Source organism: Pseudomonas sp. PA-1-6B, assembly GCF_021609545.1.
GTDB lineage: Bacteria > Pseudomonadota > Gammaproteobacteria > Pseudomonadales > Pseudomonadaceae > Aquipseudomonas > Aquipseudomonas fluorescens_BV.
Map to the genome: position 1 here is coordinate 1 of NZ_WJZM01000066.1, position 22,322 is coordinate 22,322.

The following is a 22,322-nucleotide window of genomic DNA, read 5'->3' on the forward strand; positions in this document are numbered from 1 at the left end:
TCGAATTCCGGCCAGCGTGGTTTAACGGGGCGCCTAAGATCAAAAGCAGATCAAGATCAAGAGCGGCTCGCTTCGCATCGTGGTTACCGTTGAGCTAACAGAGTTATGTAGATACCTATGCTGCGATAGGGCCTTGAGCCTCACTACAAGGCTCAAGGCTCCAACCCAATCCCGCGCAAAATCACACCGGTCACGGTCTGAATGGCCTGCTCGAACTGCCTGTCCGACAACGGCTGGTGATCATTCAGAATCTTCACTTGGTGATCGAAGTCGGCGTAGTGCTGGGTCGAGGCCCAGATCATGTACAGCAAGCTCGAGGGCTCCACCGGCAGGATGCGTTTGTCTTGCACCCATTGGCGAATCTTCGCTTCCTTCATCTTGGCCCAGTCGTACAGGCTTTCATCCAGGGCCTCGCCGAGTGTGGGCGCGCCGTGGATGATTTCATTGGCCCAGACCTTGGAGCCATATGGGCGCGTGCGCGAGCGCTGCATCTTGGCGCGGATGTAGCTGCTGAGCACCACCCGAGGGTCGTCGAAGGTTTCAAAGCTCAGGGCGTCCTGCTTCCACAACTCCAGCAGGTCGAACAGTACCGCGCTGTACAGCTCGCTTTTGGTGGTGAAGTAGTAATGCAGGTTGGAGCGCGGCAGTTGCGCTTCTTCGGCGATGTCGGCCATGGCGGTGCTGCCATAGCCTTTGTTGGCGAAGACCTTCTCCGCCGCCAGCAGGATTTTCTCGACGTTGACCCGACGAATTCCGATCTTGTGATTGCCCATATGGGCTCCCTGACAACAACACGGCCTAAAGACTACCACCGGCTCTAGATCGGGGCGACAGGCCAAGCCGAAACTTCGTACACTGCCGGCTCCTATCCTCTGATCGGTATTGAACAATGTTGCTCAAGAAGTCCCTGACCGCTGCTGTCCTGTTCACTGCCCTGCTGGGCGCCTCCACGGCATTTGCCCACGCCCACCTCAAGAGCGCGGAGCCTGCGGCTGACAGCAAAGTCGCCGCACCCAAAGACCTGCGCCTGACCTTCAGCGAAGGCGTCGAAGCCACCTTCACCAAGGTCTCCCTGAGCAAGGACGGCACCGAAATCGCCATCAAGGGCCTGGAAACTCCGGACGCCGACAAGAAGACCCTGGTGGTCACGCCTGCCGCTGCGCTGGCAAACGGCACCTATAAAGTCGAATGGCATGCGGTGTCCGTCGACACTCACAAAAGCGAAGGCACTTACAGCTTCAAGGTCGGCCAATAACCCATGGCAACCCTGCTGGTGCTGTGCCGCTTCCTGCACTTTTGCGTCGTGTTGCTGATGTTCGGGGCTTGGGTATTCAGGCCCTGGCTGCTCGGCGCTCATGTGCAGCCGACACTGGACCGGCAATTGCTGCGCATCACCCGTGGCCTGGCCGGCTTGGGGCTGTTCACCGGGGTTGTGTGGCTGCTGTTGATCACCGCCAGCATGGCCGGCAGTTGGGACTCGGCGCTGCAACCGGCCACGGTGCAGTTGGTGCTGGGCAAGACCTTTTTTGGCCAGGTATGGGCCTGGCATCTGCTGCTGAATCTGCTGCTGGTGACCGTGCTGATCAAGCCCTGGCCGGCCTTGCGCTTACCGCTGCTCGCCCTGCTGCTGGCGACCCTGGCCCCCGTAGGCCATGGCGCCATGCTCGACGGGCTGAGTGGGCAGTTGCTGATTCTCAACCAGGTAGTGCACCTGCTGTGCGTTGGGGCCTGGCTCGGTGGGTTGCTGGTGTTGGTGCTGATCCTCCGGCAGGCGCAAGACCACCACCTGGAGCCGATTCTGCGGCGCTTCAGCGGTGTGGGATATGGCCTGGTCGGCGGCCTGCTGGTAACCGGTCTGATCAACGTGCGCGTGCTCACCGGGCAACTGTGGCCCACGCCGCTGTTCGAGGGCTTCGCCTTGATCCTGCTGATCAAGGTGGGGCTGGTGCTGGGCATGCTGGGGTTGGCGCTGTTGAACCGGTTGCGTATCAAGCGCTGCGAACAACGCCTGGGCAGTTTGAGAGCCAGTGTGATGATGGAGTGGCTGTTGGGCATTGCAGCAGTGGCTGCGGTTTCCCTGCTTGGCACCCTGCCGCCGATGGTCATGGCTGGCTGAAAAGTCTTGTGCAATGCAATCAATGTGGGAGCCCCCCCATCAGTTGAATCGTTTCACCCAAGTCATCGTATAACTTCTGCTTGACACGCCCTCAAAACCTCGCAAATATCGCGCCCCATGTTGTACGACGACGTATAACAAATAATAAAAACAACAAAACAAAGGGAGCCTCACTGTGAGTCAATCCGCCCGTCATTCCTGCACGCGCCTGGGCCTTCTCGGCCTCGGCAGCCTGGCCGTCACCCTGCCGCTGGGTGCCAACGCCGAAGGCTTTATCGACGACGCCAAGGCCACGCTCAACCTGCGTAATGCCTACTTCAATCGCAACTTCACCAACCCGACCAACCCCCAGGGCAAGGCCGAAGAGTGGACGCAGAATTTTATCCTTGATGCCAAGTCCGGCTTTACCCAGGGCACGGTCGGTTTCGGGATTGACGTGCTGGGCCTGTATTCGCAAAAGCTTGATGGCGGCAAAGGCACCGCCGGCACCCAACTGTTGCCGGTGCATGACGATGGCCGCCCCGCCGACAATTTCGGGCGTCTGGGTGTCGCGCTGAAAACCAGGCTGTCGAAGACCGAGTTGAAGGTTGGCGAATGGATGCCGGTGCTGCCGATCTTGCGTTCCGATGATGGCCGCTCCCTGCCCCAGACCTTTCGTGGCGGCCAGGTCACCTCCAATGAAATCGCCGGCCTGACGCTCTACGGTGGCCAGTTTCGCGGCAACAGCCCACGCAACGACGCGAGCATGGAAGACATGTTCATGAACGGCAAAGCCGCGTTCACTTCGGACCGTTTCAACTTCGGCGGCGGCGAATACACTTTCAACGACAAACGTACCCAGGTCGGCCTGTGGTACGCCGAACTGACTGATATCTATCAACAGCAGTACCTCAACCTCACCCACAGCCAGCCGCTGGGAGACTGGACCCTGGGCGCCAACCTCGGGTTCTTCAACGGCAAGGAAGACGGCAGCGCCCTGGCCGGCGACCTCGATAACAAGACCCTGTTCGCCCTGCTCTCGGCCAGATACAACGGCCATACCTTCTATGTTGGCCTGCAAAAACTCAGCGGCGACAGCGCCTGGATGCGCATCAACGGCACCAGCGGCGGCACTCTGGCCAACGACAGCTACAACGCCAGCTACGACAACGCCAAGGAAAAGTCCTGGCAGGTGCGCCACGACTTCAACTTTGTGGTGCTCGGCGTTCCTGGGCTCACCCTGATGAACCGCTATATCAGCGGCAGCAATGTACATACCGGGGCGATCACCGACGGCAAGGAGTGGGGACGTGAGTCGGAGTTGGCCTACACGGTGCAGAGCGGTGCGCTGAAGAACCTCAATGTGAAGTGGCGCAACTCGACCATGCGTCGGGATTTCAGCAATAACGAGTTCGATGAGAACCGGATTTTTATCAGCTATCCGATTTCGTTGTTGTAGGTTCAAGAGTCGAACTCGATCTCAAAGGTGCCACACATCCATGTGGGAGCTGGCTTGCCAGCCCCCACCTTTGATCTCATGTGCCTGGAAGGACGTTGACAACACCAGTAATCCCTAACACTATTTCCCTATAGTCATACGACAACCTACAACAAAAATCTGGAAGGCCCATGACCACCACCACACCCGCTCCCTTCAACCGTCTGTTGCTCACTGGTGCCGCCGGCGGCCTGGGCAAAGTCCTGCGTGAACGCATGCGTCCTTATGCCCAGGTGCTGCGCCTTTCGGATATCGCTGAAATGGCCCCCGCCACCGACGCTCGCGAAGAGGTACACACCTGCGACCTGGCCGACAAACACGCCGTGCATCAGTTGGTAGAGGGCGTCGACGCCATCCTGCACTTTGGCGGCGTTTCGGTGGAGCGCTCGTTCGAAGAGGTACTGGGCGCGAACATCAGTGGCATTTTCCATATCTACGAAGCCGCCCGCCGCCACGGGGTCAAGCGGGTGATCTTCGCCAGTTCCAATCACGTGATTGGTTTCTACAAACAGGGCGAGCAACTCGACGCCCATTCCCCGCGCCGCCCGGACAGTTACTACGGCCTGTCCAAGTCCTACGGCGAAGACATGGCCAGTTTCTACTTCGACCGTTATGGCATCGAGACCGTGAGCATCCGTATCGGCTCATCGTTCCCGCAACCGCAGAACCGCAGGATGATGCACACCTGGCTGAGTTTCGACGACCTGACCCAACTGCTCGAACGCGCGCTGTACACGCCCAACGTCGGCCATACCGTGGTGTACGGCATGTCGGCCAACCTCGACACCTGGTGGGACAACCGCTACGCCGCGCACCTGGGCTTTACCCCCAAGGACAGCTCCGAAGTGTTCCGCGCCCAGGTCGAAGCCCAACCGCCCGTGGCCGCCGATGACCCGGCCAAGGTCTACCAGGGCGGTGCGTTCTGCGCTGCGGGGCCGTTCGGTGACTGAGTGCCCAGCAACCCAAGGGAATGACCATGACTGCTGAACTGATTGTCGATGCCCGCAATGCCGTGGGCGAATGCCCGGTGTGGGTAGCGGAAGAAAATGCCCTGTATTGGGTGGATATCCCCAACGGTGGCTTGCAACGCTGGAGCGCCGCCACCGGCCATCTGGCAGCGTGGAAAGCCCCAGAGATGCTCGCCTGTATTGCGCGCACCCAAGCAGGCAATTGGGTCGCCGGCATGCAAACCGGCTTCTTCCAACTCACGCCCCACAACGACGGCAGCCTCGACACCACGCCGCTGGCCAGCATCGAACATTCACGCCCGGACATGCGTTTGAACGATGGCCGCTGCGATCGCCAGGGCCGTTTCTGGGCCGGCAGCATGGTGCTGGACATGGGCTTGAACGCCGCCGAGGGCGTCCTTTATCGCTATGGGTCCGGGGCTGCGCCCCACGCGCTACTGGAGGGGTTCATCACCCTCAACGGCCTGGCCTTCAGCCCCGATGGTCGCACGATGTACGCTTCCGATTCGCACCCGAAGGTGCAAAAGGTCTGGGCGTTCGACTACAACATCGAGACCGGCACGCCGTCCAATCGCCGCCTGTTCATTGATATGAACGACTTCCTCGGACGTCCCGACGGTGCAGCCGTGGACGCCGAGGGCGGTTACTGGATCTGCGCCAACGACGCCGGGTTGGTTCACCGTTTCACCCCGGACGGTCGCCTGGACCGCTCCCTGAGCGTGCCCGTGAAAAAACCCACCATGTGCGCCTTCGGTGGCAGCCGCCTGGACACTCTGTACGTCACCTCCATCCGCGACGACCCGAGTGAACAGTCGCTGTCCGGTGGCGTGTTCGCCCTCAACCCCGGCGTCCAAGGACTGCCCGAACCCCGCTTCATCGTTTAATCGCTGTGCCTTGAATACAACAATAACAAGACAGGAGTGACTTCCATGGACTTCAAACGCACCTTGCTCGCCGCTGCAATCTTCACCCTCAGCAGCGCCGCCCACGCGCTGGAAATCAAGTTCGCCGACATCCACCCCGCTGGCTACCCCACCGTGGTCGCCGAAGAGAACATGGGCAAGGCCCTGACCAAGGCGAGCAACGGCGAGCTGACCTTCAAGTACTTCCCCGGCGGTGTGCTGGGCTCCGAGAAGGAAGTGGTCGAACAGGCCCAGGTCGGCGCCGTGCAAATGACCCGCGTCAGCCTCGGCATCGTCGGCCCGGTGGTGCCGGACGTGAACGTGTTCAACCTGCCGTTCGTATTCCGCGACCAGGCGCATATGCGCAAGGTCATCGATGGCGAGATCGGCGACGAGATCCTCGCCAAGATCACCAACTCCGAGTTCGGCCTGGTGGCCCTGGCCTGGATGGATGGCGGCACGCGCAATCTCTATACCAAGAAACCGGTGCGCAAGATCGAAGACCTCAAGGGCATGAAGATCCGCGTGCAAGGCAACCCGATTTTCATCGAAGCCTTCAACGCCATGGGCGCCAACGGCATTGCCATGGACACCGGCGAGATCTTCAGCGCCCTGCAGACCGGGGTCATCGACGGCGCGGAAAACAACCCGCCGACCTTGCTGGAACACAACCACTTCCAGAACGCCAAGTACTACACCCTCACCGAACACCTGATCCTGCCTGAACCCATCGTGATGTCGAAAATCACCTGGAACAAGCTCGACCCCGCCCAGCAGGACATGGTCAAGGCCGCCGCCAAGGCCGCCCAGGCTGATGAGCGCGTGCTCTGGGACGCCAAGTCCGCCAGCAGTGAAGAGAAACTCAAGCAGGCCGGCGTGGAGTTCATCACCGTCGACAAAAAGCCATTCTATGAGGCCACTGCTGCGGTGCGTGCCAAGTACGGTGCGCCGTATGCGGACATGATCAAGCGCATCGACGCGGTTCAATAACCTCCCCTGCCCCTGCATAAGGCCCGGCGCGGTCGGCATCGACGCGCCCGGTCACGGTGAACGCCATGAAGACTTTACTGCTGCGCTTCAATGACCGCCTTTACATGACCTGCATCTGGGTCGCCGGCCTTTCCGTCCTGGGGGTCGCCTTGATCATTCCCTGGGGTATCTTCACCCGCTACGCCCTCGGCACCGGTTCCAGCTGGCCGGAGCCCACCGCCATCCTGCTGATGCTGGTGTTCACCTTTATCGGCGCCGCTGCCAGTTATCGTGCCGGTGCGCACATGTCGGTGGCGATGATCACTGACCGCTTGCCGCCTGTCCAACGCCGCCTCGTCGGCATCCTCTCGCAACTGCTGATGGGCACCATCTGCGTGTTCATGACGATTTGGGGCACCAAGCTGTGCCTGTCCACCTGGAACCAATTCATAAGCGCCATCCCCACCCTGCGCGTGGGCATTACCTACATGCCGATCCCGATTGGCGGCGTGCTGACCCTGGTATTCGTGGTCGAAAAGCTGCTGCTCGGTGACCAGAGCAACCGCAAGGTGGTGCGTTTCGACCTGGTTGAAGAAAACGAAGGGGCCGCCTGATATGGACGCATTGATTCTGTTGGGCAGCTTTGTTGCATTGATTCTGATCGGTATGCCGGTGGCCTATGCATTGGGGCTGTCGGCGCTGATTGGCGCGTGGTGGATCGACATCCCGTTCCAGGCCCTGATGATTCAGATTGCCGGTGGGGTGAACAAGTTTTCGCTGATGGCGATTCCGTTCTTCGTGCTGGCCGGGGCGATCATGGCCGAGGGCGGTATGTCGCGGCGCCTGGTGGCCTTTGCCGGGGTGCTGGTGGGCTTTGTGCGTGGTGGGTTGTCCCTGGTCAATATCATGGCTTCGACGTTTTTTGGCGCGATTTCCGGCTCATCCGTGGCCGATACCGCCTCGGTCGGTTCGGTGCTGATTCCGGAAATGGAACGGCGGGGTTATCCGCGCGAATTCGCCACCGCAGTGACCGTCAGCGGTTCGGTGCAGGCGCTGCTGACGCCGCCCAGCCATAACTCGGTGCTGTACTCCCTGGCGGCAGGCGGTACCGTCTCCATCGCCTCGCTGTTCATGGCCGGTGTGGTGCCGGGCCTGTTAATGAGCGCGTGCCTGATGGTGCTCTGCCTGATCTTCGCGAAAAAGCGCGACTACCCCAAAGGCGAAGTCATCCCCTTGAAGCAGGCGCTGAAGATCGCCGCCGAAGCGCTCTGGGGCTTGATGGCCATGGTGATCATCCTCGGCGGCATCCTGTCGGGCATCTTCACCGCCACCGAGTCGGCGGCGATTGCGGTGTTGTGGGCATTCTTCGTGACCATGTTCATCTACCGCGACTACAAATGGCGCGAGCTGCCCAAGCTGATGCATCGCACGGTGCGCACCATTTCCATCGTGATGATCCTGATCGCTTTCGCCGCCAGCTTCGGCTACATCATGACCCTGATGCAGATCCCGGCGAAGATCACCACGCTGTTCCTGACCCTGTCGGACAACCGCTACGTGATCCTGATGTGCATCAACGTCATGCTGTTGTTGCTCGGCACGGTGATGGACATGGCGCCGCTGATTCTGATCCTCACGCCTATCCTGATGCCGGTGATCCTGGGCATCGGCGTCGACCCGGTCCACTTCGGCATGATCATGCTGGTGAACCTCGGCATCGGTCTGATTACACCGCCGGTGGGCGCAGTGCTGTTCGTCGGCGCGGCGGTGGGCAAGACCAGTATCGAGAAAACCGTAAAGGCCCTGCTGCCGTTTTATGCGGTGTTGTTCTTGGTGCTGATTGCGGTGACCTACGTTCCGGCGTTGTCGCTGTGGTTGCCCCACTTGGTGCTGTAAAGGCGAACCAATGTGGGAGCTGGCTTGCCTGCGATAGCGATCTGTCAGTCAACGCATTCATGACTGATACACCGCTATCGCAGGCAAGCCAGCTCCCACAGTTGAATCCTCAGTGTTTGTTTTGACTTCACTAGGCAGGTCAATCGTGATTGAGCTTTCGGATCAACTCACCCATCTGGTGCTCGCCCCCGCCCTCGGCGGCAGCCTCGTCAACTGGACGGTACGCGCCACCGGGCAACCGCTGTTGCGGCACAGCGACGAGCACGCGATCAATACCGGGCTGCCGGGCAAGCTGGGCTGCTATCCATTAGCGCCCTGGTCCAACCGCATCGCCCACGGCGGCTTCGACAACCCCGGTGGCTGGCTGGCACTGGCACCCAATAGCCTCACTGACCCTTTTCCGATTCACGGTTCGGCCTGGCAGCAGGCATGGGAGGTGACAAGCCAGTCAGAACATGAAGTGGCGTTGGAGCTGCGCTGCGAAACGCCCTTCGCCTATCACGCCCGCCAGCGGTTTCGCTTGAACAACGGTGAGTTGAATATCCAATTGTGTGTGACTCACCTGGCCAAGCAACCCGCCTGGCATGGGCTGGGCTTGCATCCGTACTTGCCGCGCCGGCCGGGTACGCGGCTGCAGGCCAAGGCTAGGCAAGTGTGGATGAGTGATGCAGCCAAGCTGCCCACCGCGTTGGCACCGGTTCCCGAGACCTGGGATTTCAGGCAACTCAAAGGGTTGCCAGAGGGGCTGGTGGACAACGCCTTTTGCGGCTGGGATGGGCACTGCTTGATCGAACAACCGGAGCTTGGCTACCGCCTCGAATGCCAGGCCAGCGGCGCCGATTACTTCCTGCTGTACTGCCCGCCGGGGTTGGAATTTTTCTGCATCGAGCCGGTGAGTCATCCGGTGAATGCCCATCACCTGGCGGGCAAGCCTGGCCTGAAATTGCTGGAACAAGGCCAGTCAACCCACCTCAATCTGAACCTGAAATACATGCCAAATGTCAGGGCGGTGAATTCTTAAGGCGCCCGGCAGTATCGATACTCACCACCACCGACAACCCCGGCCGCAAGCGCTCACTCTCGGCCTGGTCCGGGTCCACGATGATGCGCACCGGCACCCGCTGGGCGATCTTGACGAAGTTGCCGGTGGCGTTGTCCGCCTGCAACAGGCTGAACTCAGAACCGGTGGCCGGGGAAATATGCTGCACCGTGCCATGGAATTTGCGGTGGTTCAGCGCATCCACGGTGAACGTCACCGGCTGGCCGACCTGCACATTGTCCATCTGGGTTTCTTTCATATTGGCAATCACCCACAACTGCTTGGGCACCAGGGCCATCAGTTGCGCGCCGGAATTGACGTAGGCGCCCAGGCGCACGCCGATCTGCCCGAGCTGACCATCCCGTGGCGCCGTGATGCGTGTATTGGACAGGTCGATGCGCGCCAGTTCCACCGCCGCCTCGGCGCTCGCGACAGCTGCCTCCAGGGAGCCGCGGTTGACGATCACCGTCTGCAGATCCTGGCGCGCGATTTCCAGGCTGGCCTGGGCCTGGGCCACGGCAGCGATGGTCTGTGCGTTGGCGGCACGGGTCACGTCCAGTTCGCGTTTGGAGACCGAACCGTCACTGATCAACTCTTCATTGCGGCGCAAATCCGCAGTGCTCTTGCGTGCCTGGGCCTGGCTGTCGACCAACGCGGCCTGGCGCAGCTTGATGGTCGCTTCGGCGCTGTTGCGTTGCTGCACCACGTTGGCCAACGAGGCCTTCTGCACCGCCAGTTGCGCCAGGGCCTGGTCGAGGCGTTGCTTGTAGATACGGTCATCCAGGCGCACCAGCAAGTCGCCGGTCTTGACGTACTGGAAGTCCTGCACCGGCACTTCGAACACATAACCGCTGAGCTGCGGGCCGATAATCGTCACCTGCCCACGCACCAAAGCGTTCTCGGTGGTTTCCACCGCGCTGCTGAACGGCGGCAGTTGCCAGGCGTACAGCACGATCAGCACACCGATGATGGCGATGGCGGCAAAGCCCAGGGACGAGATGATGCGCACGCGCAAGGGCCGCAATTGGGTAGGCACTGCGCCCGGGGGCGTGCTGCCTTCCGGCGTGGCGGCGATGGCGGTCGTGGTGGTGGTTGAAGGTTCAGTCATGAAGTTGCGCCGCTGGGTTGAACAGGAGGAATTGCCTTGGTGGTGCTCATCAACCACAGACTGCGGGTGAAGATCCACAGCATGGTCAGGATCGCGATAATCGCGATCAGCATGAAGACATCGTTGTAAGCCATGACGTTCGCCTCGCGGGTGGCCGCCGTGGCCAGGCTGCGGATGCCCATGAGGTTGCGCAGTTCCGGGTCAGCGACGATCTTGCCATAGGCCGCCCCACCACTCTGCACCCGCGCCGCCACAAGCGGGTCGATCAGGGTCAGGTGCTCGACGATCATGCTCGAATGGTACTTCTCGCGCACGATCTGGAAAGTGCCCAGCAACGCCGCACCGATCAGGCCGCCGAGGTTCTGGCAGATCCCGAACATCACCGAGAAGCTCACCAGGTTGCGCGGGTTGGTCAGTACGTTTTTGGTGCCCAGCACCATGGTCGGCCCCAGGAAGAACGTACCGCCGAAGCCTAGCAGGAACTGGCTGATATAGAGGTTCTGCGGGCGGGTCAGGTTGCTGGAAAAACTGTCCATCACCGAACCGGTCGCCATCAGCGCCAGGGAAATGATCAGCGGCATCAGCAAATGCGCCGGGTTGATCGTCAGCGCGCTGACCACCAGCCCGGCAATCGCCCCGGCCAGCATCACCACGTACAGGGTGTGCATCTGCTGGTAGCTCATATTCAACATCTGCATGAACCCCACCGCACCGGTGGATTGCTCGGACAGCACCATGCGAATCAGCACCACCGCCAACGCCAGGCGGATCATCACGCCGCTGCCCAGCCAGCGCGTCATCAGCATCGGGTTGCTGCGGTTATGCTCGATGGCGAGCCCCGCCATGATCAGTACCAGGGAACAGGCCGAGGCCACGCCGATCCACGGCGCTTCCAGCCACCAGTCAATACGCCCCAGGGACAGCACCGCACAGAGCAACGCCACGCCGCTGGCGAGGATGGCGAAGGTGAGAAAGTCGAGCTTTTCAAAGGTCTTGAAGCGATCGCCCGGCGGCAGCTTGAGCAGGAACACGCAGCCCAGGCAGATCAGCGCCAGGCCCAGTTCGAACAAATACAGCCCGCGCCATTCAGCGATTTGCAGCAAGTCTTCAGAAAACAGCCGCGCCAGGGGCAGCGCCAATTGCGCGGTACCCAGCCCCAACACCAAAGCTTTCAACCGCCACTTGGCCGGGAATGCCTGGATCATGTAGTACAAGCCCAACGAACTCAGCGCCGCACCCACCATGCCATGGGCGGCCCGTACCGCAATAGCCGAACTGAGGTCATTGACGAACAAGTGGCCGAAGGTCACCAGCGCATAGAGCACCAGGAACACCTCGGTAAACGCGCGCAGGCCGAACTGCTGACGAAACTTCACCAGCAGCAGGTTCATGCACACATTGGTCATTACATAAGCGGCAGGCAGCCAGGCCATTTCCGCGGTGGTCGCGCCCAGGGCGCCTTGCAGGTATTGCAGGTTGGCGATGACCAGGGCGTTACCCAAGCCACCGGTGATTGCCACCAGCACGCCGACCATCGCGAAGAGCCAGCGCTTACGCGTAGGATGCAGCGGCGTCGACGGCGAGCCAGGCAGGCTCGGCCGCTCGTGGGGTTGCCAGGTGTGGGGGGTGTATTTATCCATTCGGTGACCTTGGTAAGCCGGGGTGCAAGGCCGGTGAATCCGTTACACAGAGGAACAGTAACCTGAGAGGCGTTCATGTTGCCATCTTGAGGACGCAATTGATCGTCAATGGGGCACAGTCAAATGGGGTCCACTGCCTGGGATCATTTGTCTTGCCCCTTCGTTCGGGCTACATGCCCAGCGCTTGAACTCAGCGATCAGGGTCCGGCTTGATCGCTATATCAGGCACCGGCTTATAGAACGGTCCATAGTCCAGCAGTAGCTCCTCGCCTCTCTTGATGTCCTTGAGCGCCACATAGAACGTCAGGTTTTTCCCGACCGCGATGGACACGACATTGTTGGACATCCACGCAGGCCCCTCGCCCAGTTGCGAGGTATTGATCAGGCTCAGGGTGTTGCCAGTGTGCAGGCCGCTCACCGTCCGGGTACCCGAGCGCGTACCGAACAGGTAAGTCATTACAGCCCGCGAACCTTGCTTGCGCTGCTCCTCGAACAGTGACGCTTCGTCTGCATGGTATTTGCCTGCATAAGGGCCAAGCACTTCAAATTGGGGGATATCGCGCCGCGCCCATACCGAAGCGCCGCGAGCCGGCCCCCCATCGTCCAACGGCGTGACCACCTCCAGGGCATCGTCAAATCGGGTCTGATGCTGGCCTTCGGTGCGCAGCCAGTCTTTGATCGACGCCTTGATCTGTGCTGAAACCCTCGCCTTAGTCGGGCTATCAAGCCCATCGAGCACGCCATTCCAGTGGGAGATGCGGATGTCATCGATCGGGCCTTCGAGTGATTGGGTCAAGCTGATTCTGGGGTTCACCGGGTCCTGCAGAATCGGCAGCGTGTTGTCGATCTGATGACGAGGCAATGTCGGGAAATCGCTGGGTTCAACCTTGATCACCACGGGCGGAACTGTCGCAGCGGGGGCTGGGGCCTCCAGGCCTTGCGTTGTGCCGGCGCCGACCTTTGATGGTGGCGGGTCCAAGGGCTCTGATGCGGGGCGTTTTCGTGGACTTTCTGTAATCGATTGCTCAGGAACGGGGCGCGGCCCGGTGCCTTGCTGTAACCGTCTGAAACGTTGCGAGGCGATCGCTGTAAACGAGCCGTCCGCTCTCACGTACTTACTCCAAAGGTCTGGACTAAGCCTGTGCTGTTGCACAAACTGCGCCTGCGTGACGGAGTTGTCTGCGCTCTCGGCAAGCGCTTGCCACTGACGCAAAAGGTCACCGGTAATCCTGCGATAGCCGCCATCGGTTACATTCTTCATCAGGGCTTCGCCGGCCGCCGACAGGCCACCATCAGGACGGACATACGCTCTGAACGAATGCACACTCAGGTTATGCTGAACGGCGAACCCCTCCATGGTCATGGTCTCACGCGCCTGCTGAGTCAGCTTTTGCCACCTATCGATATGCGTTTCGGTCACCCTGCCCGCCACCATGTTGGCAGAGCGGTCGCGCACCGTCACACCGGCAGGGCTCAGTTTGCCGTCAGGCTGCACGTAATACTCAAAGGTTCTCGGGGATAGATGTTTCTGGCGAGCAAAGCCCCTGCGTGTAAGGCTTTGTTGCTGCGCGGGCGGCAACGCCTCCCACTCGCGCAAATGCCCAGCCGTGATCAACTCCATGCGCGCCCTCGGAACATGGGTGATCGGGCCCAGTGCGGCGCGCTCAAGGCGTTCGCTGGCGGTCGTTTTCAAGGAACCATCAGCGTTGACCCAGTCTCTCCAAGTGCCTGGATGGAGCCCGTTCTCGCTTGTGAACTGCGCTTGCGTGATCGCATTATTCGGGTCCTCGAAATAGGCTTTCCACTGGCGAAGGTGGTCGTCGGTAATCTTGTTAGGGGCAATACCGACCACCCTGTCCATCAGTTCTCTACCGACCGGCCCCAATGTACCGTCTCGCCGCACATGGGTTTTGAATGAGCCTGGATTAACGTGATAAAGCTCGGCAAACCCCTCGAGCGTCATTTCGTCACGCTCCGTCTGTGGCATGTCTTGCCAATCACGGATATGGGTTTCAGTCACGGTATAAAATGGCGTATTGGGTGCACGGTCGCGCACCGCCACGCCGATAGCGGTCAACTGACCATCTGGTTTTACATAGCGATTGAACACTTTCGGGTGCAGATGTTGCTGCCGGGCGAAGCCTGCGGGGGTAAGGCTTTGCTGCTGCTCCAATGATAACGCCTGCCAAGCGCGCAAATGATCGGCCATGGGGGTCTGGGCCTGAACAGCGGACGCCCGTGCGGCGCTTTGCAGTGCGCGTTCCAGACGCTGCGCGCCCGCCCCCTTCAACGAGCCATCCGCGTTGACGTACTGCGCCCAGCTACGTTGGCTGAGCCCGTGCTGGCTCACGAACTGCGCTGACGTCAATGAGTTGCCTGGTTGCCTGAAAAGCTCATCCCACTGGCGTAAATGATCATCGGTAATCTGGTTACTTTTGGTGGGAACAGAGGAGTTGATCAGCGTTTCCCCGCGGGTCATCAGGGTACCGTCCTTGCGCGCATACGTTTTGAAAGTACCCGGCCGAAGGTTATGAAGAACAGCAAACCCTTCCTGGGTCATTTCGTCACGCTGCGCCTGGGTCATGTTTTTCCACTCACGCACATGCGTTTCGGTCACCTTTGCGGTGAATGCGTTGGCAGGGCGATCACGCACGAGCACGCCGCTATCGGTTAACTGACCGTCTGGCTTTACGAAAAACTCAAAGGTTTTCTGTGTGAGTTTATTCTGCTTGGCAAAGCCCTTTCGGGTCAGCCTAATCTGCTCCTGCGGCGACAAGGCCTCCCAGGCCTTCAAGAGCTCAGCAGTGATCTGCCCGCCGCCGGGTGCACCCAGGCGTTGCCATTCGTCGCCTTGTACATGCTGGACCAACAACTCGGTTTGCCGGTTGTTGTGATAAACCCGGGCCTGCACGACGCCCTCTTCCGTGCGAGACACCTGGCGCACCTCATACACCGCTGTGTCACCGTTGCTGTCGGTATGGCGTATGTGCGAGGAGTGCCCATCGGCTGCCACATATACGCCCTGGCTGTTGCGTGTGAGCCCTGCGATTTTGGATTCAGGCACTTTGAAGTGCCCGAACAGCTCATGGCTCAACTCACTTGGCCCATCGAAGCTCGCAGTGTCCACCTCACCGTCGACAGCCTGGGTTGCGGCCTTGAACTCATCGAGCGGGCCGCCATAAGGCCGCATCGCGTCGGCATCGAATGCATACCACTTGCCACCCTTGAGCACCGCGGCCCCTTCCACCGTCTGGCCTGCCACCTTCACGGTGCCCGTTGCGGCGGCTTCGTACTGTTTGCTGATCGCCTTCAACACGTCATAACTGCCGGTGGCGCCCCTGAGCTTGTTGACGGCCTTGAGGCCTTTGGACAATACATAAAGACCAGCGCTACCCACCAACCTGGGCAAATCGCCCACCCCGCCGACGGGGTTGAGTACGTCAATGGTCGCCACGCCGATGACCTTGACCGCCCGCAATGCCTTGGCCCCGGCAGACAACGCAGAACGGCCGACCTTGAGCAACTTTCCTGCGGTGGCGGTGCCGGCGGTAAGAAAACCGAATACATCCAGCAAGAGGTCAAAAGCACCCGCGCCATACTGCCCGTTCTGAAAATTGACAATGGCGGACCTGAACGGGATCAGGTTCAACAAAAACTCGCTCAACTGTGCGTTCGCCTTGTCCAAGGCGGTTTGCCCACGGGCCTGCTGTTTGATAGCGGGATCGTCGAGGTCCAAGTGTTCGACAAACGCCGTGGCAATCCCATGGGATCGAGCGCTGGTAAAGCTATCCCAAGGCGCGTTATTCAGCGGTCGCCCACGTCCCAGATCATCGGCTTTATGGCTGGGCGTGAATAGTTTGGTCGTCGAAACCTTGTTGCCATCCCTGTCTTCCTTAACCTTTGTATTGTAAAGGCTCGTCTTTTCAATCGTGCCTTTATTGAAGTCGATGACGTAGGCGTGCGACGTGCCTTGCAGCTCGGTTTTGACCAGCAGCCCCGGTTCATTTTGAGCATACGTATTATTGAAATGCCCATCCATGACGTATGAGCCTTTCTGGAAAAAACTGACTTTTCCAAACTCGAAATGCTTGCGATCCTGTAAGGGCAGTTGCGAGATCATGTGCCTGACCGTTGTATTGACGGCGGCCTTTTTTTCCTCCATTGCACGGCTGAACTGCCGTTCGAATTCTGCCGGCACGCCAAATTGTCGATTGGCGTTCAAACCCGTTAGTACCCTTTGCAGGTCGTTGCCCTTGAGCGAGCTGCTGGGTTCGTGCGCCTTGAAAGGCCGGGACTCCAGCCAGTCGTCCATGGCGACATCCAAGAGCGAAATCCCTCCCCCTTCAATCTTTACGTAGTGCTGATCAACAGCAAATACTTTTTCTTCGAAAAACGCGCCAAGGTCGCCAAATCGCTCCTTGAGCTTGGTCAGGGCGATCTCTTTTCGCGTGGGCAATGCCTTATCCAGTGCGTGGGAGGCAGTGAGCCGGGTGTCCAACTGCGCGTTGAATGCGGCCCTTGCCGATTCAAGTTGCGCGGGTGGATAGTCGCCATTCTGTCTTTTTGTGAGAACGCCACTGGCCACGGCCCAGTCCAGCAATGCCACCGTCTCTGCCGCTTGGGTAACTCCTGGGTCAACCCGCCGTGCTTCTTGTGCCTCGCTCATGACCTGGGCAAACGTCATGCCGGGGACTTTGCCCGGCGTCTGCGCCTCAATCGTCATCGCCGCAATCGCCAGGCTGGCCCATGCCTGGCTGCCGACTTTCACCGTCGCAGGAATGTCTTTGATCAGAAATTGCGGCGCCGACTTGGCCAGCAACAGGTACGCGCCGACACTTGCCAGTGCAGCGCTGGTTTTGCCAGTACGACTCAAATGTTCGGCCAAGCCAGCCACCACCGTGGATGCGTGGTGTCCCCCATGCGTGTCACCGCCCAGATCAAACCCGGCGACGCTGTTGCAATCGGGTGCGGTGATCGACTCAGGGTCCATCTGCAGTGCGATAGCGGCCAGTAGGTAATCGCTCGCGCTGCTTTCGCTGTCAATGCCCTGCATTGTTTGCTGCAGCGCGTTGCCCATCCGTTGCCCTTGCGGGGAATTGACCAGCGCTTCGAGTATTTTGGCCGGGTCGCTCCCCACTTCTGCCGGCAGCGGCTGGCGATACCGCAGGAACTCCAGTACGCCACCCTTGGTTTGCATCACCAGCGGCTGGTCGCCCAGAGGGTGTGCGTAATTCATCGTCGCAAGGCGCAAACGCCGCTGCTCATCTGCACTCAAGGGATTTGGCCAGGATAATGCCCCGCCCAAATGGCCCAGTGAGAAGACAGGACTGTTGGGTAATGGCAAATTCTGGCTGGGACGCTGGGGCGTCAACGACGGTTCAAGGTCATCGGCCACAAGCGGTGGCCGTTTTTCAGCTGCTGCCAAGGGAAGCGAAAAATGCGTATGTGCTGCGGTAATTGTCATAAAGCGCCTGTGCATAGTCGAAGAATCATCCAGGCAAAAGCGCGTTTCGGCGCTTGCGGCCGTTCACTGAGTGTCAGCGCTCAATGAGGAGGTTCCTGACCAAGTACAAGATTTCGTGACAGTGCACAGGTACAGCGTCAGAGCAACGCGCTGGCTAGCATCCCAATCGCCACCACTCCACACAGGCTGGCGAACCCCACTTGCAACACCCGCGCAGGGATCACCGAACACAGCCGCCTTCCCGCCAACATGCCGACGACGCTCGCACCAATAAACACCCAGCCCACCGGCTCGATGCTCACGCCCGCATGAAACGCACCGGCCACGCCGATCAGCGACAGCAGGCTGACCACCATTAACGACGTGGCGACGATCCCGCGCATCTGCACGTCGGTCAGTTGCTTGAACGCCGGCACGATCAGGAAGCCGCCGCCCACGCCCAGCAAACCTGAAACGGCGCCGGTCACGGCTCCCAACGCCGCCAGGGTGGCGCTGCATTTGGCGGTCCAGGCCAGGCGACCGGTCTGCTGGTTGAGCATGCAGTTTTTCTGGCCCCACGACGCCGCACCATGGTCACTCGGCCCAGCCTCGCGCTTTTCCCGTTGCAGCATGCGCCAGGCCACCAGCACCATCAGCGCGCTGAACAGCCCCATCAGCACCGGTTCCGACAGTTGGTGGGCGACAAACACGCCCAACGGCGAAAACAGCGCGCCGAGCAGGGCGATCAGTAACGCTGCGCGGTAACGCACCAAGCCATGACGCAAGCCATCAATGGCACCAACCGCTGCCGCTGCGCCCACCGCCAGCAACGACACCGGCGCGGCCTGGGTCATGGTCAAGCCCAGCCCCAGCACCAGCGCCGGCACCCCAAGGATGCCGCCGCCCGCGCCAGTCAGGCCCATGACCAGGCCCATCAATACACCCAACACACTGGCCAGCAGCATTCAGTCCACCTTGCTCAGACGGGTCAGCCACTCGCGGCCCTTGAGCATGCCATTCCAGTAGAACCACGGCAGCAGCGTGGCCTTGAGGAACCACATCGAACGGCGTGCTTGCGTAGGGTCGAGGGGAAAGGTCGGCAGCAACGTGCCGCCGTAACCAAACTCGGCCAGCACCACCTTGCCCTTCTCCACCGTCAGTGGGCAGGAACCATAGCCGTCATATTTGAGCGGCAAAGGTGCCTGCTTGCGCAGGGCCAGCAGGTTTTCGGCCACCACCACAATTTGCTTGCGCACCGCTGCCGCCGTCTTGGCGTTGGTGGTGCCGCACACATCGCCCAGGCCGAAGATATGCGGGTAGCGCAGGTGTTGCAGGCTATGGGGGTTCACTTCGCACCAGCCGGCGGCGTCGGCCAGTGAGCTCTGGCGGATAAAGTCCGGGGACAACTGCGGCGGTACGACGTGGAGCATGTCGAAGGTTTTCTCTTCGACCGTCGCGTTGCCTTCGGCGTCTTTGACTTCAAACCAGGCTTTGCGCGCCGGGCCGTCGACTTTCACCAGGTTGGAGTTGAACGCCAGGCGAGCGTTGTATTTTTCGACGTACTTCATCAGCGGCGGCACAAAGGTTGGCACACCGAACAACGCCGCACCGGCCAGGTTGAACTCGACGTCGATGTGTTTGAGATCGCCCTGCTTGAGCCAGTGGTCGCAGGACAGGTACAGGGCTTTTTGCGGCGCGCCGGCACATTTGATCGGCATCGCCGGCTGGGTGAACAACGCCTTGCCACCCTTGAGTTGCTGCACCAACTGCCAGGTGTACGCGGCGTGCTCGTAGCTGTAGTTGGAGGTGACACCGTGCTGGCCGAGGGTGTCCTGCAGGCCTTCGATTTTTTCCCAGGCCAGGCGCAGGCCAGGGCAGACGATGAGGTTCTTCCACGTGACGCGCTGGCCGCTGTCGAGCACCAGGGTGTTTTCATCGGGAAGCAGTTCGCTGACGGCGGCCTGCACCCAGCTGACGCCATTGGGCAGCACATCGGCCAGGGGCCGGCGGGTCTTGTGCAGGTCGTAGGCGCCGCCGCCGACCAGGGTCCAGGCCGGCTGGTAGCAGTGGTAGTCGTTAGGTTCGATGAGGGTGATGTTCAGGTGCGGGTCACGCTTGAGCAGGCTGGCCAGCAGGCCGATGCCTGCCGAGCCGCCGCCGATGACTACGATATCGCCACTGATGGTGGGTCCCCAGTGTTGTTCGGTCATTGTCTACTGCCTTTTTGAGTCAATGCACACAAGGGTCGCTGCCGGATGGCGTCACGCCCAACTTTTTATGACCGCGCCGCAATACAGCCCGGACAGGGTCTTCATCACTTGAATCACTTCGTGGCTGGCCAGCCCGTAGAAAATGTATTTGCCTTCCCGACGGGTGGCGACCAGCCCTTCATCGCGCAGGATGCCCAACTGTTGTGACAGGGTGGGCTGGCGTACGCCGGTCAGGGCTTCCAGCTCGCCGACGTTGCGCTCGCCCTGGGTCAACTGGCACAGGATCAACAAGCGATCTTCGTTGGCCAGGGCCTTGAGCAAGGCACAGGCCTTGGACGCCGATGCACGCAACTGGGCGACCTCGCCCTCACTCAACGTAGATTCCATTTGCCTCGGGTCCTTTATGTCACTTAAGCTCAAAACATTATGTGTAAACGTAAACTGATTGTAACCACTTTTTTCTTCAGCAGAGACAGCCGCCATGCCAGCGTTGATTCAAGCCTTTCTGGATGACGCATCGTCGACCTACACCTATATCGTCTATGAAGCCGATGGCGGCCCCTGCGCCATCGTCGACTCGGTGCTCAATTACGACCCGGCTTCCGGGCGCACCGATACCGCACAAGCCGACAAGGTGATTGCCTTTGTGCGCGAGCATGGCCTGCACGTGCAGTGGCTGCTGGAAACCCACGCCCATGCCGACCACCTGTCCGCCGCGCCCTACCTGCGCCGCACCCTTGGCGGCAAGATCGCGATAGGCGAGTCGATCAGCAAGGTGCAGGGCGTGTTCAAGAACCTGTTCAACCTGGAGCCGGAATTTCGCGTGGACGGCTCGCAGTTCGATCACCTGTTTGCGCCTGATGAAATCTTTCATATCGGCAACTTGAAGGCCCAAGCGTTGCATGTGCCCGGGCACACCCCCGCCGACATGGCCTATTTGATCGACGGCCGCTTGATCCTGGTGGGCGACACCCTGTTCATGCCCGACGTCGGCACCGCCCGCTGCGACTTTCCCGGCGGCGATGCGCGGCAGTTGTACGCGTCGATGCGCAAGCTGTTGGCGTTCCCTTCGGACACCAAGTTGTACGTGTGTCATGACTACCCGCCCGAGGGTCGAGAGGCCAAGTGCCAGACCACCGTGGCGGAACAGCGAGCGGGGAATATTCATGTGCATGATGGCGTGGATGAAGCGGCGTTTGTACAGATGCGCACCCAGCGTGATGCTGGATTGGGCATGCCAACGTTGTTGCTTCCGGCGATCCAGGTGAATGTGCGGGCGGGCAACCTGCCGCCGGCGGAAGAAAACGGCGTGACCTACCTGAAGATCCCCCTCAACCAACTCTAGAAACACCGATCCCCTGTGGGAGATGGCCTGCGATAGCGGTGTGGGCCAGTTGGCCCATTTGCCCGATATACAGCGCTATAACGACCAACAGTAACCACGATGCGAAGCGAGCCGCTCTTGCTCTTGCTCTTGCTCTTGCTCTGCTTTTGATCTTGATCTCAGGCGCCCCGTTAAACCACGCTGGCCGTAATTCGACAGGGATTTGGGGGGTAAACCGGCAGGGATGCCGGTTTAGCCGCCCCGCGCCATGGATGGCGCGTGGCGGCGGCCCCCCAAATCACTGGCGGATTGCGGGCACACCGAGCCTAAGCGAGGTGCCGAGTGGTGGGGCAAGAGCGCTTTGCTTACTTTCGCGCTTTTCGAAAGTGAGCCGCCGTCAGGGCGGAACCCTAAGTGGCCGTTACCGCAGGAATGGATATGTACACAATCCAGCTGCATTGACTGTGAGGCCGTCTTCGCAGGCAAGCCAGCTCCCACAGTTGGATCGTTAGGGTATCAGGTAGATAGTCGTCGGCTGTCAGGCCGCCATCGCAAGCAAGCCAGCTTCCACAGTTGGATCGTTAGGGTGTCAGGTAGATAGTCGTCGGCTGTCAGGCCGCCGTCGCAGGCAAGCCAGCTCCCACAGTTGGATCGTGGGGTGCCGTCATCACAGGCAAGCCCACATTTTGTCCCGTGTTGAATCAGGAACCAAGGCTGATGCCGTTGGCCGGCAATGGCAGTGCGGTTTTGTAGCGCACTTGCTTCAAGGCAAAACTGGAGCGAATGTTCGCCACCCCAGGCACCTTGGTCAAAAAGTCCATCATGAAGCGCTCCAGCGACTGGATCGTGGGCACCAACACGCGGATCAAATAGTCCGGGTCGCCGGCCATCAGGTAGCACTCCATCACCTCAGGCCGATCCGAGATCGCCCCTTCGAATTGCTGCAGCGCCAGTTCGTTCTGTTTTTCCAGGCTCACGTGGATGAACACATTGACGTGCAGCCCCAGCAAATCAGCATCCAGCAGCGTAACCTGCTCACGAATCAGCCCCAGTTCTTCCATCGCCTTGACCCGGTTGAAACACGGCGTGGGCGACAGGTTGACCGAGCGAGCCAGGTCGGCATTGGTGATGCGGGCATTCTCCTGCAGGGCGTTGAGAATGCCGATATCGGTACGGTCCAGTTTGCGCATGAGACAAAATCACCTGTTTATTATGTTTATGCAGTTTTTT

Annotated in this window: 18 protein-coding genes; 10 read left to right on the forward strand and 8 right to left on the reverse strand. The window is 60.2% G+C overall.

What is annotated here, in order from left to right; genetic code table 11:
* Positions 1–152: 152 nt before the first annotated feature.
* Positions 153–773 carry a TetR/AcrR family transcriptional regulator gene (locus GIV35_RS23535; RefSeq protein WP_105227228.1) on the reverse strand — a complete coding sequence of 207 codons (621 nt, stop codon included), beginning with the start codon at positions 771–773 and terminating at the stop codon, positions 153–155.
* A 116-nt stretch (positions 774–889) separates the two neighbouring features.
* Here GIV35_RS23535 and copC point away from each other — a divergent pair, with 116 nt between their 5' ends.
* The 9 genes from copC to GIV35_RS23580 all read left to right on the forward strand — a co-directional run bounded on the left by copC (position 890) and on the right by GIV35_RS23580 (position 9,349).
* On the forward strand, positions 890–1,255 hold the full coding sequence (gene copC / locus GIV35_RS23540) for a copper homeostasis periplasmic binding protein CopC (RefSeq protein ID WP_034127959.1): 366 nt from the start codon (positions 890–892) through the stop codon (positions 1,253–1,255).
* A gap of 3 nt (positions 1,256–1,258) precedes the next feature.
* Complete coding sequence (gene copD / locus GIV35_RS23545) at positions 1,259–2,116, forward strand: copper homeostasis membrane protein CopD (protein WP_105227229.1); 858 nt, start codon at positions 1,259–1,261, stop codon at positions 2,114–2,116.
* A 175-nt stretch (positions 2,117–2,291) separates the two neighbouring features.
* Entirely contained in the window at positions 2,292–3,554 is a 1,263-nt protein-coding gene (locus GIV35_RS23550) for an OprD family porin (protein WP_034127961.1), read from the forward strand.
* 170 nt (positions 3,555–3,724) lie between these two features.
* A complete protein-coding gene (locus tag GIV35_RS23555; RefSeq protein WP_223024150.1) occupies positions 3,725–4,543 on the forward strand; it encodes an NAD-dependent epimerase/dehydratase family protein in 819 nt (272 codons plus the stop codon).
* Positions 4,544–4,569: 26 nt separating this feature from the next.
* Positions 4,570–5,445 carry an SMP-30/gluconolactonase/LRE family protein gene (locus tag GIV35_RS23560; RefSeq protein WP_236265173.1) on the forward strand — a complete coding sequence of 292 codons (876 nt, stop codon included), beginning with the start codon at positions 4,570–4,572 and terminating at the stop codon, positions 5,443–5,445.
* A 45-nt stretch (positions 5,446–5,490) separates the two neighbouring features.
* Entirely contained in the window at positions 5,491–6,453 is a 963-nt protein-coding gene (locus GIV35_RS23565) for a TRAP transporter substrate-binding protein (protein ID WP_105227232.1), read from the forward strand.
* A gap of 65 nt (positions 6,454–6,518) precedes the next feature.
* Positions 6,519–7,046 (forward strand): TRAP transporter small permease, encoded by a 528-nt coding sequence (locus GIV35_RS23570; protein ID WP_236265172.1) that lies wholly within the window; start codon positions 6,519–6,521, stop codon positions 7,044–7,046.
* Between the two features lies 1 nt (position 7,047).
* The gene (locus GIV35_RS23575; RefSeq protein ID WP_198716497.1) at positions 7,048–8,328 is read left to right on the forward strand and encodes a TRAP transporter large permease; all 1,281 of its coding nucleotides are present in this window, start codon (positions 7,048–7,050) and stop codon (positions 8,326–8,328) included.
* A gap of 145 nt (positions 8,329–8,473) precedes the next feature.
* Complete coding sequence (locus tag GIV35_RS23580; protein ID WP_236265170.1) at positions 8,474–9,349, forward strand: aldose 1-epimerase; 876 nt, start codon at positions 8,474–8,476, stop codon at positions 9,347–9,349.
* Here GIV35_RS23580 and GIV35_RS23585 read toward each other — a convergent pair.
* The 6 genes from GIV35_RS23585 to GIV35_RS23610 form a co-directional block, all read right to left on the reverse strand.
* Positions 9,330–10,475 (reverse strand): HlyD family secretion protein, encoded by a 1,146-nt coding sequence (locus GIV35_RS23585; protein ID WP_054917397.1) that lies wholly within the window; start codon positions 10,473–10,475, stop codon positions 9,330–9,332. The genes GIV35_RS23580 and GIV35_RS23585 overlap by 20 nt on opposite strands.
* Positions 10,472–12,115 carry an MFS transporter gene (locus tag GIV35_RS23590; protein WP_223024146.1) on the reverse strand — a complete coding sequence of 548 codons (1,644 nt, stop codon included), beginning with the start codon at positions 12,113–12,115 and terminating at the stop codon, positions 10,472–10,474. Before GIV35_RS23590 ends, GIV35_RS23585 begins: the two co-directional genes overlap by 4 nt.
* 190 nt (positions 12,116–12,305) lie before the next feature.
* Positions 12,306–17,579, reverse strand: a complete 5,274-nt coding sequence (locus GIV35_RS23595; RefSeq protein ID WP_236265169.1) for an SET domain-containing protein-lysine N-methyltransferase — start codon at positions 17,577–17,579, stop codon at positions 12,306–12,308.
* A 137-nt stretch (positions 17,580–17,716) separates the two neighbouring features.
* Entirely contained in the window at positions 17,717–18,523 is an 807-nt protein-coding gene (locus tag GIV35_RS23600; protein WP_034127968.1) for a sulfite exporter TauE/SafE family protein, read from the reverse strand.
* On the reverse strand, positions 18,524–19,768 hold the full coding sequence (locus GIV35_RS23605; RefSeq protein ID WP_236265167.1) for an NAD(P)/FAD-dependent oxidoreductase: 1,245 nt from the start codon (positions 19,766–19,768) through the stop codon (positions 18,524–18,526). It lies immediately after the preceding gene.
* Positions 19,769–19,819: 51 nt separating this feature from the next.
* A complete protein-coding gene (locus GIV35_RS23610; RefSeq protein ID WP_003174875.1) occupies positions 19,820–20,155 on the reverse strand; it encodes an ArsR/SmtB family transcription factor in 336 nt (111 codons plus the stop codon).
* 94 nt (positions 20,156–20,249) lie between these two features.
* On the opposite strand from GIV35_RS23610, the gene GIV35_RS23615 reads away from it, so the two are divergent.
* A complete protein-coding gene (locus tag GIV35_RS23615; RefSeq protein WP_223024144.1) occupies positions 20,250–21,113 on the forward strand; it encodes an MBL fold metallo-hydrolase in 864 nt (287 codons plus the stop codon).
* A gap of 680 nt (positions 21,114–21,793) precedes the next feature.
* Here the strand turns inward: GIV35_RS23615 and bkdR are convergent.
* Positions 21,794–22,282, reverse strand: a complete 489-nt coding sequence (gene bkdR, locus GIV35_RS23620; protein WP_003174877.1) for a Bkd operon transcriptional regulator BkdR — start codon at positions 22,280–22,282, stop codon at positions 21,794–21,796.
* Positions 22,283–22,322: the final 40 nt, after the last annotated feature.

What these genes read in the sequence shown, in the direction of transcription:
- GIV35_RS23590 (WP_223024146.1), bottom strand. Translation starts at nt 12,115, where the DNA reads ATGGATAAATACACCCCCCACACCTGGCAACCCCACGAGCGGCCGAGC.
- GIV35_RS23565 (WP_105227232.1), top strand. Translation starts at nt 5,491, where the DNA reads ATGGACTTCAAACGCACCTTGCTCGCCGCTGCAATCTTCACCCTCAGC.
- GIV35_RS23615 (WP_223024144.1), top strand. Translation starts at nt 20,250, where the DNA reads ATGCCAGCGTTGATTCAAGCCTTTCTGGATGACGCATCGTCGACCTAC.
- GIV35_RS23605 (WP_236265167.1), bottom strand. Translation starts at nt 19,768, where the DNA reads ATGACCGAACAACACTGGGGACCCACCATCAGTGGCGATATCGTAGTC.
- copD (WP_105227229.1), top strand. Translation starts at nt 1,259, where the DNA reads ATGGCAACCCTGCTGGTGCTGTGCCGCTTCCTGCACTTTTGCGTCGTG.
- GIV35_RS23585 (WP_054917397.1), bottom strand. Translation starts at nt 10,475, where the DNA reads ATGACTGAACCTTCAACCACCACCACGACCGCCATCGCCGCCACGCCG.
- GIV35_RS23600 (WP_034127968.1), bottom strand. Translation starts at nt 18,523, where the DNA reads ATGCTGCTGGCCAGTGTGTTGGGTGTATTGATGGGCCTGGTCATGGGC.
- GIV35_RS23575 (WP_198716497.1), top strand. Translation starts at nt 7,048, where the DNA reads ATGGACGCATTGATTCTGTTGGGCAGCTTTGTTGCATTGATTCTGATC.
- GIV35_RS23570 (WP_236265172.1), top strand. Translation starts at nt 6,519, where the DNA reads ATGAAGACTTTACTGCTGCGCTTCAATGACCGCCTTTACATGACCTGC.
- GIV35_RS23560 (WP_236265173.1), top strand. Translation starts at nt 4,570, where the DNA reads ATGACTGCTGAACTGATTGTCGATGCCCGCAATGCCGTGGGCGAATGC.
- GIV35_RS23555 (WP_223024150.1), top strand. Translation starts at nt 3,725, where the DNA reads ATGACCACCACCACACCCGCTCCCTTCAACCGTCTGTTGCTCACTGGT.
- GIV35_RS23535 (WP_105227228.1), bottom strand. Translation starts at nt 773, where the DNA reads ATGGGCAATCACAAGATCGGAATTCGTCGGGTCAACGTCGAGAAAATC.
- copC (WP_034127959.1), top strand. Translation starts at nt 890, where the DNA reads ATGTTGCTCAAGAAGTCCCTGACCGCTGCTGTCCTGTTCACTGCCCTG.
- bkdR (WP_003174877.1), bottom strand. Translation starts at nt 22,282, where the DNA reads ATGCGCAAACTGGACCGTACCGATATCGGCATTCTCAACGCCCTGCAG.
- GIV35_RS23610 (WP_003174875.1), bottom strand. Translation starts at nt 20,155, where the DNA reads ATGGAATCTACGTTGAGTGAGGGCGAGGTCGCCCAGTTGCGTGCATCG.
- GIV35_RS23595 (WP_236265169.1), bottom strand. Translation starts at nt 17,579, where the DNA reads ATGACAATTACCGCAGCACATACGCATTTTTCGCTTCCCTTGGCAGCA.